At 40.7% G+C, this 17,213-nt stretch carries 13 protein-coding genes; 7 read left to right on the top strand and 6 right to left on the bottom strand.

The features are described from left to right. Positions 1-32 precede the first annotated feature (32 nt). From H6614_03915 to lptB, 7 genes are all read left to right on the top strand, one after another. Positions 33-3,350: a hypothetical protein gene (locus H6614_03915; protein MCB9242794.1), complete on the top strand. Its 3,318-nt coding sequence runs from the start codon at positions 33-35 to the stop codon at positions 3,348-3,350. A gap of 71 nt (positions 3,351-3,421) precedes the next feature. After that, complete coding sequence (locus H6614_03920) at positions 3,422-4,444, top strand: PorV/PorQ family protein (protein MCB9242795.1); 1,023 nt, start codon at positions 3,422-3,424, stop codon at positions 4,442-4,444. Positions 4,445-4,536: 92 nt separating this feature from the next. Beyond that, the gene (locus H6614_03925) at positions 4,537-5,925 is read left to right on the top strand and encodes a GWxTD domain-containing protein (protein MCB9242796.1); all 1,389 of its coding nucleotides are present in this window, start codon (positions 4,537-4,539) and stop codon (positions 5,923-5,925) included. Positions 5,926-5,940: 15 nt separating this feature from the next. Beyond that, positions 5,941-6,855, top strand: a complete 915-nt coding sequence (locus H6614_03930) for a hypothetical protein (protein MCB9242797.1) — start codon at positions 5,941-5,943, stop codon at positions 6,853-6,855. 8 nt (positions 6,856-6,863) lie between these two features. Beyond that, a complete protein-coding gene (locus H6614_03935; GenBank protein ID MCB9242798.1) occupies positions 6,864-7,598 on the top strand; it encodes a CPBP family intramembrane metalloprotease in 735 nt (244 codons plus the stop codon). A gap of 1 nt (position 7,599) precedes the next feature. Next, positions 7,600-8,319: a pyridoxine 5'-phosphate synthase gene (locus H6614_03940; GenBank protein ID MCB9242799.1), complete on the top strand. Its 720-nt coding sequence runs from the start codon at positions 7,600-7,602 to the stop codon at positions 8,317-8,319. Then, positions 8,316-9,074 (top strand): LPS export ABC transporter ATP-binding protein, encoded by a 759-nt coding sequence (gene lptB / locus H6614_03945; protein MCB9242800.1) that lies wholly within the window; start codon positions 8,316-8,318, stop codon positions 9,072-9,074. Before H6614_03940 ends, lptB begins: the two co-directional genes overlap by 4 nt. A gap of 86 nt (positions 9,075-9,160) precedes the next feature. Here lptB and H6614_03950 read toward each other — a convergent pair whose 3' ends face one another. The 6 genes from H6614_03950 to H6614_03975 form a co-directional block, all read right to left on the bottom strand. Further along, positions 9,161-10,498, bottom strand: a complete 1,338-nt coding sequence (locus tag H6614_03950) for an insulinase family protein (GenBank protein MCB9242801.1) — start codon at positions 10,496-10,498, stop codon at positions 9,161-9,163. Positions 10,499-10,505: 7 nt separating this feature from the next. Beyond that, the gene (locus tag H6614_03955; GenBank protein ID MCB9242802.1) at positions 10,506-11,885 is read right to left on the bottom strand and encodes an insulinase family protein; all 1,380 of its coding nucleotides are present in this window, start codon (positions 11,883-11,885) and stop codon (positions 10,506-10,508) included. Positions 11,886-11,971: 86 nt separating this feature from the next. Then, positions 11,972-12,280 (bottom strand): zinc ribbon domain-containing protein, encoded by a 309-nt coding sequence (locus H6614_03960; protein MCB9242803.1) that lies wholly within the window; start codon positions 12,278-12,280, stop codon positions 11,972-11,974. A 1-nt stretch (position 12,281) separates the two neighbouring features. After that, the gene (locus tag H6614_03965) at positions 12,282-15,710 is read right to left on the bottom strand and encodes a hypothetical protein (GenBank protein ID MCB9242804.1); all 3,429 of its coding nucleotides are present in this window, start codon (positions 15,708-15,710) and stop codon (positions 12,282-12,284) included. 39 nt (positions 15,711-15,749) lie between these two features. After that, positions 15,750-16,547 carry an SDR family oxidoreductase gene (locus H6614_03970; protein MCB9242805.1) on the bottom strand — a complete coding sequence of 266 codons (798 nt, stop codon included), beginning with the start codon at positions 16,545-16,547 and terminating at the stop codon, positions 15,750-15,752. Between the two features lie 73 nt (positions 16,548-16,620). Next, positions 16,621-17,202: a hypothetical protein gene (locus H6614_03975; protein MCB9242806.1), complete on the bottom strand. Its 582-nt coding sequence runs from the start codon at positions 17,200-17,202 to the stop codon at positions 16,621-16,623. Positions 17,203-17,213: the final 11 nt, after the last annotated feature.

A 17,213-nucleotide genomic window follows, 5' to 3' on the forward strand; every position in this document is an offset into this window, starting at 1 on the left:
AAGTTTAAAACTAATTTAAAGAGTCGCAAAAAATGAAGACAAAAATATTATTGTTATTTCTAATATCTGTCATGCTGTGGGCTACTCAGGTAGAGTCCAAGCCCAGGGTTAGGGTAGTGAACCCCAACAACGGGTTTGTTCTAGCTAGTCCAAACGGTTTCGACAGTCCAAACGCGATCATACAGGAGTTTGAACTCCTCGACGCGAACAATGTCTCATCTTATATTATCAATACCGGTATTTTTGACCAAAATATCGAGCAGAATAACTCTCCGGGTTTTGAGTGGCCAAAAAACAATGCTACTGGAGCCAACGCAATATTTACAGCCGGACTGACTATTGCTGCGAAGATAGATGGTCAATTAAAAATGTGCGCCGCCTCATACGAAGGTGAATGGGCACCCGGCTATTGTGTAAACGGTGAGGGTTTTACAGATTCAAGATTTAAGCTGTACAAGATCAACAGTTCAGATAACGCAAACAATAACCCCGATTATGCTAATTGGGGTGAGATGGTTCCTTTTGGGGCACCTTATGTCGATAAGAACGGAAATGGTCAATATGATCCGGGAACAGACATCCCGGGAATTAAGGATGCAAATCAAACAATATTTGTTTGTTTAACAGATGGATTCCAGGACCAGCATAATTCCAGTGAAGGTTTTGGTGGGGGTACAACTCCAATGTATGCTCAGCTTCAGCTAACAGCCTGGGCATATAATATATCCGGTATCCAAGATATGCAGTTTCTTAGATTTGTTATTTCAAACAAAAACACACTTGCATGGGATAGTACATTCTTCGGGATAGTAGTTGATCCTGACCTAGGTGATGCAACCGATGACTGGATCGGATGTGATACTGTCAATAATATGGGTTACTGTTATAACTCTGATAACGACGATGGCGGCGGCGGTCCTGGTACTTACGGATCAAATCCACCTGCATCGGGAATGGACTTTTTCGTTAGCCCGATCAATTATAGTGTAAATCCACCTCAGCCTCTAGGATTAACTTCATTCGTGTATTTTACTAACCCTGGAAGCGGTCAGGCAGTTTGTGAAAGGGATCCTGATAATCCTACTGAAGCTTACAGATATCTTCAGGGTATCAAAAGTGACGGTACCTCGTGGCTGGACCCAACATTTAGTCCTCCCAGAAAGACCGTTTTCTGCTATCCCGGCGAGCCGGATGGTAGCCAAGGCTGGACAGAATCAGATGGACGCATTAACAACTGTGATGGTGACACTACAGGAACAGTTGAACCAAGTCCTGGTGGTGATAGAAGGTTCATATTTAACTCAGGAGCCTATGACTTTAGAATGAGTCCCGGCGATACGCAGACAGTTGTTTTAGCACAGTTTGCGGCTAAAGGATCTAATTATTTAAATTCTGTTACAAAGTTAAAGAGATTAGACGTTACTGCACAGAAATTATATGATGCTGACTTTAACGTTATTCCACCTCCTCCAACCCCTGTTACTAATATTAGTTTTCAGCCTAAGGGTGGTGAAGGTTCTAGTTTTGTTAACTTGAATATTTCCTGGAATGATACTGCAGAATCATATGTATTCAGGGATACAGTCCTTTCACCTGATACAATAAACAGTACTTACTACTTCCAGGGGTATGAGGTATATGAGGTTGACAAAACTGCTTCAACGTTACCAGACTTTAATCAACCATCATCTATTAATAATACCTTGACCTTATTGGCAACTTATGATCTAATAGATGGAGTCGGTATTATTCAGGATAGTCTTTCGTTTGGAATATCCGTTAATGGTGTAGAGCAATTGGGTTATTTCCCGGTTGTACCGCCATATACGTATTCAGTACCGGCCGGATTCCCAAATTCAGGATTATTTAGGAGTCTAAGTATTACCAAGACTAATTATCCTGATAACTACGGCGGTAACTCAGATTTCATTTATGGTCAGGAATATAAATTTGTAGTAGTTGCATATGCATACAGTGATTCAGCACAAAACGGATTGAAAGTGATAAGATCGCCGTTGGTGCCATTTAGTGTTATTCCTAAAGCACCTGTTGCAGGAACGCAATCAGGTTATTCAGATGGCGATACTTTGAATACTAATAGAAGAGATCTTGGGGTTGCTCCAATTATTCTTGATGCTAATTCAGTTATTGATGCAACTTATAGAGTACAATTTAACTCACCTGATACAACATATAATATCCAAAGATCTACAGACGGCGGCGCATTTACAAATCTCGCTCAAAATCTGAAGATATCATCAGGTGCGAGAAACTTCGATGGTATTGAGTTCGGTGTTAATAGAATTACTAAACAGGGCGTGATTCGAGATACAATAGAGAACCCAGCTGTTAACCAGTCCCGTTTATATGGCTGGAGCTATGAGCCTTCAGGAAATCAATTCGTCGAAGGAAGTAAGTATTTACTCAGTGGTGATAGACCATACCAGTCACGCTTAATGTCACTGTCATGGCCGACACAGGGTACGTATACAAACCTGCCTTCGCTGGTAAAAGCGACTGAACTAAAGAATGTTCAGATCGAATTTACCGGAACGGGAGGCGCCGGTCAGATGGCGTATAGATACAGGGTGACAACACCGATCAATTACGCATACCAGGATTTTGTTGAGGTTCCGTTTAAAGCCTATGAAATAGATCCAACAGATAGTACTGCTTCAAGGAGACAAATAAATGTTGCTTTCCTTGTTACAGATTCTACTATGACATCCTGGAGCCCGACTGCTGATAGTTTGGGTGGAAAGATTATTACATATTTCCTCAGATCGGATTATAGTTCAACACCGGATCCGTTCTATACATCCAAGAATCTATTCTTACAGCAGAGCCAGACCGATATTTATTATGTATGGTCACCGAAGTTGATCTCTGCAGGTGCCAGCTATACAGTGGGTGATCTAATGACGATATATCCGTATACCATAACGAGACCGTTTATGGAGCCGGGATATCCGCTTTATTATCAGTTTAGTGTATCAGGTACCACAGTGTCAAATTCAACTGCCGTTTCAAGAAACGATATGGAAAAGATCAGAGCAGTACCGAATCCATATCTCGGATTTAACGTTCTTGAGACCAGCAGTTCCAATAGATTTATAACGTTTATGAGGCTTCCCGAAGTTTGTACAATAAAGATATATACACTTAACGGGGATCTTATTAATACCATAAATAAAGATAATACTACCTCGGACCAGCAATGGAATTTGAGAACGTTTGAGGACGTTCCTGTTGCTTCGGGTATGTATATAGCATTGATTGATGCTCCGGGTATTGGGCAGAAAATAATTAAGCTTGCAATATTCACAAGTCAAGAAAGAGCTGACTTTTAATTAGCAAAATTCACAGGCAATCCCTGAATGGATTTTTAGGGATTGCCTAAATAAAAAGGAGAGTTTAAAAAATGAACCTCAAAAATATACTAATAGTCTTAATAGTAATTATGACAGGGGCAAGCTCTTTCGCGGGACCCAGGACCAAGTTTGGTACCATGGCCGCACCGGAATTGCTGATCCCCGTAGGTTCTGTGGGAACTTCTCTTCAAGGGTCTAACTTGGCAAGCGTGACAGGTATTGATGCGATGTATTGGAATCCAGCAGGTCTGTCGCAATTACAAAACCCAACCGGAGAAGCACTTTTTTCACACATGAACTATATCGCCGACATTAACATGGAATATGTTGCCGGCGTAGTTAAACTAAGTAATCTTGGTTACCTCGGGTTTTCTCTGAGAACTCTTGATTTCGGTGAAGAGCTGGTAACAACCGAATACAACCCTGAAGGTGACGGTTCTACATTTAGTCCGACATACCTTGTTGGTAGCATCAGCTTTGCAAGAGCTATGACCGACAAGATCCATTTCGGAACTAACATTAAGTTAATCAGTGAGAGCATTGCAAATGTAAACGCAACCGGCGTTGCTTTTGACTTTGGTCTGCAATATGTAGCAGGAAATTCAGGCCTCAGATTTGGAATCGCTTTAAAGAATCTCGGACCAGCCATGACCTTTAACGGTCAGGGATTGGACAGACAGGTAGTTGAAAACGGTCAAACAGTTACAAGAAGGGTTATCCTTCAAGACTTTGACCTTCCAACTAATCTGGAGATCGGAGTATCCTATATTGCTAACCTGAACAAGCAAAACCATGTAATGCTTTCTTCAGCATTTGAAAATTCAGGTTTCTCAAGTGACGAATACAAATTCGGACTTGAGTATAACTATAATAATAACTTCTTCCTGAGAGGGGCAGTAAGTATTAAACCCGATAAAAACACGGACGAAGAGCTCTGGGGACCAACCTTTGGAGCAGGAGTTAAATATCCTTTCGGAGGCATTTCTTTGGGCTTCGATTACGCCTACAGGATAGTAAATGAGGATGGTTTCAACTCAACAAACCAATACTTTACTTTGAATGTAGGATTTTAATATTTGTTTAATTTTATTATTATTAGGTAATTCTCTTTAATTAGAGAATTACCTTTTTTATTTTTATGAGGGCGCGCTTTAAATTTATAATTATGAAAACCATCGTAAAAACAGCATTTTTAATTTTTTTCCTTTGTGTTTCTCTAAATTCGTCAGTTGCAGATAATATATTTAACTTCAGCATTGATTACTCAGTATTTAAGGGACAAGATGGAAAATCAATAGTCGAATTTTACTATTCATTCTATAAAAAAAGACTGATATTCAGTAATTCGGGCAGTGAATATACAGCCCAGGCAAAAATAGACCTCGATATTTTCAAAAAAGGGACAGATGAGCTGGTATTTTCTCAGACTTATATGATACCGACAACCGTGACAGATACATCGGGTACTAATCTCGATAACAATCTAGTGGGGCAATTGAATTACCAGATATCGCCCGGAGATTACACGGTAAAGATATCCGCTTCCGATGCCAATAACTCCGAAAATGTCGAATCAGCCGTAATAGAACTCACTGCAGAGGACTTTAATACGGGCTTAAAGATAAGTGATATAGAATTATCTACGGACATTCTTTCAAGCGGGGATAAAGAGAGTATCTTTTATAAGAATACACTGGAGGTCGTGCCAAATCCCGACGGTATATACGGGAATAATATAAATAAGCTTTATTATTATTTCGAAATATACGGTCTTACTCCGCAAAATATAACGGACGAGTTTTATATTCTGGCAGAGATCACAGATCCGAACAAAGATAATATATTTATTAAGAATGTTAAGAAGATAACATCTCTTAGCTCAGAGGATATAGTCCAGCAAGGAAGTTTTCAGATAGACAGTTTACCAACAGCTAAGTACATACTCCTCGTATCGGTAATTGATAATAAAAACTCTACCAGGTTTACCAGGGAAAAACAATTTTGGGTTTATAATAGCGGTATTACACAGGATTTTTCTTTTTCAGGGGAGGAAGAATTTCTAAAAAGTCCTTACGCCACGATGAGAGAAGACCTTGTAGAGAAAGAGTATGAGATCACGTCATATATACGAACCGATAAGGAAAAGAATGTATATAATAAGCTGACAGATATAAACGATAAAAGGAAGTTTATGTTCGACTTTTGGAAGATAAGGGATGATAATCCTGCAACCCTGGAAAATGAATTTAAAATCGAATATGTAAAACGCATTCTTGAAGCCGATGCTTCTTTTAAGGAGCCTTATAAGGAAGGATGGAAGACGGACAGAGGCAGGATATATGTACTTTTTGGAAAGCCGGACGATATAGAGAGATTTCCCTTTGAAGCAAATAAGAAGAGTTATGAGGTCTGGACTTATGACAAGTTAGAAGGCGGAGCAACATGTGTATTTGTTGAGAGGAAACCGGAAGGTTCCGGATATTTTGACATGGTTCACTCGACCTTAAGGGGTGAATTTAGGAATGACAACTGGGAAAACGAACTAAACTATTAAACATACTGACCTGTAGTGAAGAAGAATTTTAGGCTCTATCTTTTTTCATTTGGATTTGCATTTATATTATGGCTGTATTTGAAATTCAACGTAGCCTATAATATAGAGCTGTCTATTCCTCTGCATGTACATGTCACAAATAACCAGGCTCTTTCCGAAAATCTACCGGAAAATATTACCGTTGTGGCAAGCGGTAAAGGCTGGGACCTGCTCAACCTGATGATCTCGCGTGACAAGGATTTCTCCCTGGACCTATCCAATATAAAAAATGACACAAAGCTAAATACGCGTCAGCTTTTGAGCGAAAGGCTGGATGTTCCCTCGAATGTTTCGATAGTGAGTGTAGATCCCGAAACCATCAATATCAGCTTTGAAAAAGTATTTAAGAAGTATGTTAAGGTTCGTAATAATGTAGCGCTTCAGCTGGCAGACGGATATGAAATAATAGGGGAACCGCGGATCATTCCAGATTCGGTGCTTGTCTCCGGCGCTTCATCGATCGTGTCCAATATAAAATATCTTTCGACCGAATATAAGCTGGTAAAGGACGTAAAGGAGAACGTAACCGAGACCGTTGCCATAAAGGACACATTATCGAATATAATAAGGATCGAACCCTCTATGGTATCGGTCACATTCGAGGTTGATCTTCTTGCCGAGAGAAAATTTAACGACCTGGATATTACTATCGAAAATCTGCCGGATGATAAGGAAGTCCTTCTTGTACCACCTAAATTGGGGCTTTCACTTAGAGGAGGAGTGAACGAATTAGCAGATATTAACCCCGGCGACATAAAAGTGATCGTGAGATATGGTGATATCGAAAATGATTCCCTCGGCTTTATAATACCGGAGATAATCCTCCCGATAGAGGCATCGATAATTAGTCTTACCCCGGAAAAACTGCAATATATTATAAAGAACAAATAGCATAATACTTGGTAAAGAAATATCTTTCCGAACTTAAGGACCTTAAGCAGATAATAAAGTCGCTGGACTTTAAAGTTACTTATGTCTTTTTATCTGTCGCTGTTATAATTTTTCTTTCAATATCATTTGCTACACCGCTTTTTTATTATAATAATATCGGTCAGGACAGGCTCGATTCAAGATTATACTGGTTTTTTACGGACGGCTTGCTCATGTTCCTGATCCCCTTCCTTTCTATAAAGTTTGTTCTAAAGGGAAAACTTTCCGATTACGGATTTTCATTAGGCGACAAAAAGTTCGGACTGTTCTCTGTGGCGGCGTTCTTTTTGTTTATGCTTCCTTTCCTGTGGGTCGTATCAGCCACACCGGATTTTGCCAAGACCTATCCACAAGGCGGTTCGGAGGTTAGTTCCAATCTCAGTATTTTCCTTTTATATGAAGCCGGGGTATTGACTTATATGCTAGGATGGGAGTTTCTATGGCGCGGGTACATGCTATTCGGGCTTAAGGAAAAATTTGGATACTATTCTATATTTATTCAAATGATACCGTTCTTTATATTACATAAAGGAAAGCCTGAGCTTGAGTTGCTCGGTTCTATTTTTGCCGGATTGGTAATGGGTATCCAGGCATGGAGGAGTAATTCATTTGTTTACAGCTGGATACTACATTGGCTCATAATGTTTTCCATAGATACAATTTCGATTTTAAGAGAAAAAACAGGGTTTTATAAAATATTTTAGTATGAGATTAGCTGTAAACATCGATCATATTGCCACAGTCAGAAATGCCCGTGGTGGGGTCGAACCTGATCCCGTTCCGGCGGCAACTATCTGCGAGCTGGCTGGTGCTGAAGCGATCATTTGTCATCTAAGAGAGGACAGACGGCACATAACAGACAGGGATGTAAAACTTTTGAAAGAGATCGTGCAGACGAAATTCGAACTTGAGATGGCGCCTACGGATGAAATGATAAAGATTGCACGTGAAATCAAGCCGGATGTCGCGATGCTTGTTCCAGAAAACAGGAAGGAAATTACCACTGAGGGTGGTCTGAACCTGGTATCGGGGAAAGATAAAATCCGCTCAGCCATAGATAAGCTAAAGGAAGATGATCTTAGAGTGAGCCTCTTTATCGATCCCGTACCGGAGAATATCGATGTGGCAGTCGAACTTCGGGCAGATACGATAGAGATACATACGGGAGATTATGCAAATGCCCGTACAGAGCGTGAACAGATAGAGGAGCTTACAAAAATATCCGTGGTTGCCCGCATGGCATCGGAAATGGGGCTGGACGTTACTGCCGGGCATGGCTTGAATTATTATAATATCCTTCCTTTACTGACAATAAAAGAAATAGGTGAGGTAAGTATAGGGCACTCCATTATTTCACGCGCGGTCTTTACAGGGCTGGATAAAGCAGTCCGAGATATGGTCGAAATCCTCAGGATTGCGTATTGAGCAAGCTCAAAACATATAATCTAGTAAAAGAATATAAAAAGCGAGCTGTTGTAAATGATGTTTCACTTCAGCTCGAGCAGAGTGAGATAGTCGGTCTGCTCGGACCAAACGGAGCCGGGAAGACCACGACATTTTACATGATTTGCGGGTTGGTCAAACCAAACAGCGGTGAGATAGAGCTCGACGGTGATGACATCACCAAAATGCCGATGTATAAACGCGCTCAGCATGGCATCGGGTACCTACCGCAGGAGCCCTCCATTTTTAGAAAGCTTACAGTAGAACAGAATATCAAAGCGGTCCTGCAATTTATGCATCTCGATAAATACGAAATTGAGGATAAATGCGATCAGCTTATCAAAGACTTCAGCATAGAAAAAATTAGAAATACTCTCGGATACTCACTCTCCGGCGGGGAGAGAAGAAGGACGGAGATTGCGAGGGCGCTGGCATCCGCGCCAAAGTTTATCCTGCTGGACGAACCGTTTGCGGGAATTGATCCTATCGCCGCGGAGGATATTATGAAGATAGTTGCTGGGTTAAAGAAACGAAAAATTGGCATACTCATCACAGACCATAACGTTCATGAAACACTATCAATTGTGGATAGAGCATATATACTGATCGAGGGTAAGATCTTCCGGTCGGGCACGGCAGAGGAACTTGCCGCCGATGAAACTGTTCGTAAGCTCTACCTGGGAGAAAGTTTCAGCCTGGACAGATACTTATTAAACAAGAAGAACATAGATAAATAAAAAGGTGGTCTCCTTAAAAAGGACGACCACCCTTGGTGCTGTCATTTATAAAAATGACAGGCACTCACCCTTAGCATGATGAGACTCTATTGAATATCTTTGTTTTCTTCTTTCTTTATCTGTTTAAAATCGTCTTTTGTTACCGCAGTACCGTCACCCAGGTATGTCCACTTTATAATGTTGGTATATTTGTCGAATACTTCATTTATTTGTTCCAGGGTAGCATTCTTAATTTCGTCGTTAAACTTCTCTGACAGAGTCCAGTCGGAAATTATCTCGTTAGTTCCGAGGTTCTGTGTCTGAGCATTATTTGTCATAAGGTTCATATAATATAAGGTCGCGAACATTTCTTTTTTATTTCTTAGCTCATCCTCGGTAAACCCATTCTTTTTAATATCTTCCAGAATATTCACCATTACTTCCATTGATTCTTTTGGCTTTTGTGTAGAAATATACAGCACATTGTATGGATTTCTTATTGCGCCTGTGGAGTAGAATGCGCTTGGGGCGTATGAAAGGCTCCTTTTTGTTCTTAACTCTACAAAATATCTGTCACCGAGTATCGCCATTGCAAGCCTCATCGGTACACCATCGTCCTCAGACATTTTCGGCGCGGAGAATACTCCTCTTATGTAATTCGTCTCGATATCCCTATCTTCGATCATTTCGCTGGGCTCATTAATTAAAACCCTATCCTCGACATTAGCGGCTTCACCCTCCGGCAATCCGGCAAGAGAGTTTCTTATTTTACTTGTAATATCCTCTTTTGACATATTACCTACTACAACAAGGAATATCCTCTTCTTAACCATTATGGTTTTATAATAGCTCTCTGCGTCCTGTAATGTAATCCCCTGAAGGCTCTGAACTGTACCGTTTGGTACTTTAGAATAATTCTTGCCCTTGAAAACGTTTTCCATGGACATATTCAGCAAATGCGCATCCGGATTTGCTTCGGTCTGGTTTGCTCCTGCGATGAGCTGGTCTTTTACCGTCTGGAATTCCTTATCGGAAAATGCCGGGTTCATTATTGCATCGGCAAAAAGATCCCATGACTTATCCCAGTATTGAGAGACACATGTCATACTTATATTACCGAAATCGAAACTTGTACTGCTATTGATCGAAGTACCTATTTTTTCGAGTTCGTTATTAAATTCCACTTTTGACATTGTCTTTGTACCTCCGGTAGTTGCAAGGTTTAAAGTCAATGCTTCTATCCCTTCCTTATCTTTTGGATAGTTAGCTGTACCGCCGTCGATGAACAGCCTTACACTAATAACGTCTTTTACCGATGGCTTATAGATCACCTTCACGCCATCGACGTCAAATTCCTGTCCCTGTGAATAAACGTTAACTACACCGAATAACAATGCAATCAACAGAAGGGGAAGAATGTAAACTTGTTTTTTTATTGTCTTCATTTTGTTTTTATTGATTGTTTCCGGCTACTTCAAAATTTTCGAGTTTAAATGTTTCCTTCATTTCCGGTGAAAGTAATATACCGGTTATTCTGGGTTTGCCCTTAATATATTTCTGGACATACTTCTTAATATCTTCACGAGTTACTTTATCCAGGTTTTCAATATATGATGTATAGTAGTCTATACTGGCAGATCCCCACCAAAAAGTTACGGTATGTACGTAATTTGTAACATTTTCCCTTCCGTATGCTTCCTGAATTGCAAGCTGAGTCTTTGCTGTTTGTATTTGCTCATCAGTGAAGTAGTCGTCCGAATCCCATTTTTCTATGTGCTCATTGATCTTAGCCAGTACCTCATTTATTTTGTCCGGTTTTGGAACGATGAAAATACTGATAGGTCCTACATATTTCTGTGTTTGATACCCTACACTTACTGCATTTGCCAATCCGCCGTCTATTAGATCTTTTTGAAGCTCAGCGGATGTCTGATTTACTATAAATGAAAATACGTCAGCTGCGTATGTTGCCGGGATATCATGTCTGGTGTCCGGACCCTGCCATTCAATCATAATGATAGGAGTCTTTGTGTTCTCGTTCACCGTTATAAAATTCTTCGATTCCTTTAGAGGTTCAAATTCCGGTATTGGCCACTTAACGAAAGGATCGAAATCCGATGGCTTCCAGTCGCCGAATACTTGCTCGGCTAGCTCGAATGCCTTATCTGGATCTACGTCTCCGCCAAGTACCAAAATGGAATTGTTAGGATAATAATACTTTCCCTGAACAGTCCTCATCTTCTCCGGTGTAGCTGTCATTATGATATCATGATCGCCGATTGCATTCTTTCTGCTCGTCAGGTCACCCCACATGTATTTTCCCATATCGATGAATAAGAAGAATGTAGGATCCGATTCTGCTCTCTGGAATTCGCCGTCCACGACAGGGTTCTCGTTCTTCATTTCCGTTTCCAGGAAGAGGGGATACCTGATCGCGGAATTCATGAATGTCAGTCCTTCCTTCAGGTGCTGGTTCCCTATCGTCATAAAATAATTTACACGCTCATTATTAGTTGTACCGTTCCATATTGCACCTAGTTCATTTGCTCTTTCGATAAATTCCTCCTGTGAAGGAATATCTTTGTTTGCCTTAAAAAACATATGTTCATACAGGTGAGATAATCCGTCATATTCGGGAGACTCTGTGTATGAACCGTTCTTTACCGCTATCTCTACTGTAACAAGCGGTACTGTTTTATCCTGGATCACGAGGACTTCGAGTCCGTTGTCCAGCTTTTTATAATAAAAATTATCGGGTAGATTACTCTGAGCCTGTGACATCGAACTCAAAGCAAAAAATCCGATCACTAAAAATAAAATTTTTTTCATCACGCCAATTGTTTTTTTGCTATAAAATTATTTACGTAAAACGAAGAAGTTTGTTTCGATATAAGTAGCTGTATAAATAAAAGTTACAGCTATGCTTTTTCCGGAGTCGTCTGAGAATTTTTCGAATCACTTTTCGAGGAAGTGTCGCTTTTTTTCTCAGCTGTCGCAGAGGTTGAAGAGTTTTCGTTAGATTTTGATGAAGAGGATTTCCCCTGATTTTTATAATCGGTGAGGTAAAACCCGCTGCCCTTAAATATTAATCCTGCTCCCGTACCAATTAACCTTTTGAGTGTGTCCTTTCCGCACTCCGGACATTTTTTGAGCGGATCAGCTTTTATTGACTGAAACGACTCGAATGTATGACCGCAATTCTCGCATTTATAATCGTATGTCGGCATATTATATCTTTAGAAACTCCTGCTTTGCTTTATTGTATTCTTCTTCCGTTATTAATCCGTCATCGAGAGCCAGCTTTAACTCTTTTAACCGTTGCAAGCTCATTCCTTCATTGTTTCCATTGGAGATCGCCGGTTCCTGTATCAGGTTACCATCGAGTTCCTTTTCTTTTCCCATTAATATCTGTTGTATCTTGAGAACTCTCTTCATTCCGTCGCCGCAAAGTTCCGAGAATGCGTCGAGATTGTTTTTAAGATACAAAACTCTGTTTATGAATTCTTCTCTTTCATTCGGCTGAACTTTACTTTCTATCTCCCTTGCAAGATTCTTTGCTATCGTATATTCATATGTTTCCATTTTTATCTTCGCGTCTCCTGAAATTTCTATTTCCTGGAGATTGTAGATATTCTCATAGTAGTACTCAAATATAACAAGCATCTCGGCAAGGCAGTTCCTTGTGAAAAGCTGGTTTTGTATCGCTTCGGCATCCTTGAGTATCTTATAGCGCAAAGCTTCGCGTCCCTGCTCCTCGAATAATCTGTTTATAAGCCTCGATTCCACACCTAATTGCTCCACCCTGCGGACGGTGATCCCTTCCTGCAGTGTGTATTTATAAATGGATTTAGGCTTGCCTGTTTCATTATCTATTTCGGTCACCACGTCGAAAACACCAAAGATAAGCCCCATAAGGTACGCGCGGTAAGACTCATCCAGTCTTTTTCTCTCCTCAGCGGAAAGGGGAATAATGTCCAGGTAAAGGAAGTAATTCCTGTCCGTGTGCAAATCGATGTTCTGATTCTGCGTAAGTTGTTTGTAATACGGCTTCATTTCCTCCGCTATCGTATAGGAATAGAATAGCGGAAATCCAGCCCATTCCGTATAGAATGTAATTGATGAATTATCCGCCGAATCCTTAAATTCAACAGATGATCCTGCAATCGAACGTATAAGATTTTGGAATTTCCTGAATGATGGCGTATTTGTCCTTATACCGATGTAGTATTTCTTTGCTGAATCCTCCAGCTTAAAGCTTCCCGGTGTATCCTTTATTCTCAGCCATGGAAATGCCTGCAGGAACATTCCGCGTATCTTTGATTCACTTCTTATCGGATCCTTTTCGAATAAGATCTCCGTTATATTGTAATCATCCTTTATCTTCTCGAAATGCTTCTTGGCAAAAGCAACCATTCTTTCCTCGACTACTTTTGCGTCACTGTCTTTGATTATGTTTACAATGTCCGTAACATCCGATGCATTAAGCTCCTTTAGAAGCTTATACGCGATACTTTTAATATTATCATGTGCATTCTGCCCAGTGCCAATGTACCGTACATAATATTCGTTTTTAATGTCTTCCGGCTCATAAATCTGTAGATTGAAGCTCGTATTCTGTTTCTGCGCGAAGTATTTGTATTTACGCTCGAAGTTATCCTTTAGCACACCGAGGTTACCGGTAAGTTTTTCAAGGTCAGCAATCAGTCCGGTGAATTGTATCTTACCCGTGTCTGTCTTCGTTCCTTTTTCGATAACATTCAATATCCTCTGTGCGATCTCTTTTGCGTAATATCTTGCTCTTATCTTTATAAGCGCGTTATAATACTCGTCCAGTGTCTTTATCAGCTTTTCGAGAGTGCCCGTCATTGCGGCTTTCTTGAGCATATTGACCTTTGACATTGATTCGTCTTCTCTTAGATCCTGGAAGCGTCTCTTAACCTCTGAATCGAGCTTTGATATTACTATTTGCAGATCCTGTATGTCCTTCTCAAACCTCGGTATATAGTTGAAGTTCTCATTTGATAATATGAATTGCAGTCTTCTTAGTACGTTTATCGCGTAGAATACGCCTCTCGTCGAATCGTTTACCAGCGAGTTTATCTGCTTTTCTATTCCGCCGATAATATGTCTCGCCGGGTCACCGACGGTATTATTCATAATATTTGTCCTGTTGGAGTGTATCTGCGAATAATACATCCCCTGCCTCAGCACATCATTATCGTCTTTGAAGTTGGTATCGAACTTCTTCACCTCAGCCAGTATAAAAGCAGACCAGTTCATTCCTCGCTTACCGCTTACCAGTTCATTCTGGAGAGCATTAAGGAATCCCTTGATCTTTGCCGGGATGGATGACTTTTCACCTATGCTGTAAAGTGATTCTAACAATTGGTGCTTTGTATTGGACTCCAGTATTCCCAGTGATGGAAGGAATTCATCCATTAGGTATGTGTCTATATCGCTCTGTGATCCCTCTGCGAATGTGAGATAATAGTTTATTATATCTTCGCATAGCTTATATGAGCAGGAGAGAGTGATTCTATCGATTGGTATTGATATAGTTGCCTGTCCCAGAGTAGAATATTTTCTCGAGTAGGTATTCTCCGTAACGGTATTATCGTCCGGCCATAATCTCTGTTTATACTGTACGAGGTTTACCCTAACTCCTCTTTTGTAGTTCGCAAAGTCCGAGTTAGAGAAGTCCTGGAATATCGTGTCCGCGAGCATCTTGTAAATGTCCCTGTTACTTATGTCCGACAGGGAAAGGTTTTTTGCGTTTTCACCGTCGATCATATACACATCATCATAAACGCCAGGCTGGAATGAGTGCGGGAAGTTCTTCTTCCATGACACATCGAATACGTTCTTTAAGTTGTAATGCTCAAGCTCCTTCAGAGCTGCGTAACCGTTTGCGTAAACTCTTTCTTTTCCGTATGATTGGAATATCTGCGGCAGTACGACATAGCACGATGAAACAGCCGCGTTTTTGAATATATTCCGTATTATAAATCCAAAATCAACGAACATACCGGAACCCGTTCCGCCGCTCACCGATGTTATCACATATACATTTATCTTGTCGGTATTTACGTTCTTAATTTTGTGCTTATCTTTGACCAGGTTGATCGACTTGGAATCAGTTATCCTTGATTTTGCCGAGGTTAGCTTGCTTACTATTTCATCATAATTATGGTACAGCGCAAGCCTTGCAGCGGGCCTTATCTGTCCGGCGCCGGTGTTCATTGTGCCTAGCTTGCCTATTTCACCCGTTGTGTTGAGCCACTGCTTTATGTGAGGTACGTCGTGTATCTTATGAATATAATCCGACGGGTTAACCGGGTTGAATATCTTCTCTGCCGGCTGAAACTCGATGTCGTTAATGAGATAGTCCTGCTCACGCGCAAGACCGCCCTCTTCCGTCGGTGCGTTATCTGTATCGATGTATAAATATGAAATGATAGGGAAGTCGTTCAGCGATCCGTATTTTTCAACGAACTGCCTTCTGAGCCGTAATAACACCTCTTTACCCGTTCCGCCCAAACCGATTATGATAGTGGGCATGAACTCCTGTGTCTTTAGCTCAAGGCTTCCTTTGTCCTGTGATGTTAGGTTGATGCTTGCGTCAGGTGAGTATTTTCTATTTTCCGGGTAAAATCCCATATTTTCTTCTCCATACTAAAGTGGTGCTTTAGTTCCTTCTTAAATTTCTACTATGCTTTCGCCCCCGTCTATGCCAATGATGTTTCCGGTTACCCAGTGTGAATCTCTCTTATAATTATCCACTACAAAATCTGCCACGTCGTGAGGGTCGGTTAATATGTGCATCGGGTTTCTTTGCTTTGCATTTTCTATTATCTTGTCTGCGTTTGGTATCCTTTGCAATGCCGGGGTATCGGTTACACCCGCTTTTAAAGCGTTCACTGCTATTCCCTTCGGTGCCAGTTCCATTGCCAGCTGCCTTACGAATGATTCAAGGCTTGCCTTTGCCGCGGAGACTGCTCCGTAAAATTCTATTTGTCTTGTACCGCCGCTCGATGTCATCGCATAAATCTTTCCGCCCTTTCCCATGAGCCCGCTTGCTACTATATCCTGCGCCCAGTAAACAAGACTACATGCCATTACATCGAGGGTCATGTTTATCTGTCTCTGTGTTATCATCTTTGACGGGTCATCATCTATGAAATTAACCAGCGTGCCGAATGCCAATGAGTGTACGAGAACTCTAATCGTTGGGTTATCTTTTCCCGCGAATATCTCATCTTTTATCTTGTCGACGATCATCTTTCTCTTCTCTTCGTCAGCCGCGTTAACATTGAAAAAGTGTGCTTCCACTCCTTCTGCCTTTATGTCGGATATCAATTGCTCAACAGCAGGCATTGTTGTTGCTCTGTCAAGGTGTACCCCAATAATGTTTACTCCGTCTTTAGCAAGTGCCAATCCAATTGCCTTACCAAATCCGCTCGATGCGCCTAATATCAGTGCATACTGTTGTCCCATAAATGTGACTTAGAATTTAATTTGCAAGTATATGTAAAATATTAAAATCGTAACAAAATTGAAAGAAATAAACTCATTTACTTTTCACCGATATTATAACCATAACAAGCGATACTATGAATAAAAATATCATTGTTACCATAAATGCCGCTGAACTCCAGAATTCTCCGACTATTCCCCATATAATGAACAGCCACACAATACTAACCGTAAAGAACAAATTCCATGAAAGCATCATCGACTGGCGTGTGCTTCGTGTCTTGTGGAATGTCTTGAATAGCATCTGTACGAATATGTAATAAAATAATGCCAATCCGAGTATGCTGAGCACAATATAAAGAAACAGCTTAAAATTAGTCAGCTTATTCTCCGTTACCGGGGCTATCAGAGTGGAATCGACAAGCTGTGCTGTATCTATCTGAGTCTTTTGTGTGTCGATAGGGACTTGTTGTGATGATGTGTCTATCTGCAGATCGTTCTTCTTACTTGTATCAGGGGCAGTTGTAGTATCCTTTTGCTGTGTCTGGGTTTGTTTTTTTGTTTGTGTCTGTGTCTGCGTTTGTGTGGTGTCCTTACCGGACTGTACTGCATTCGCATTCAATCCAGTCATTAAAAGCCCGGCTATTACGACCGCGTATATTATTATCTTTCTCAATTTGCTTTTCC

Source organism: Ignavibacteriales bacterium (genome assembly GCA_020635255.1).
GTDB lineage: Bacteria > Bacteroidota > Ignavibacteria > Tepidaquicellales > Tepidaquicellaceae > JAEYVS01.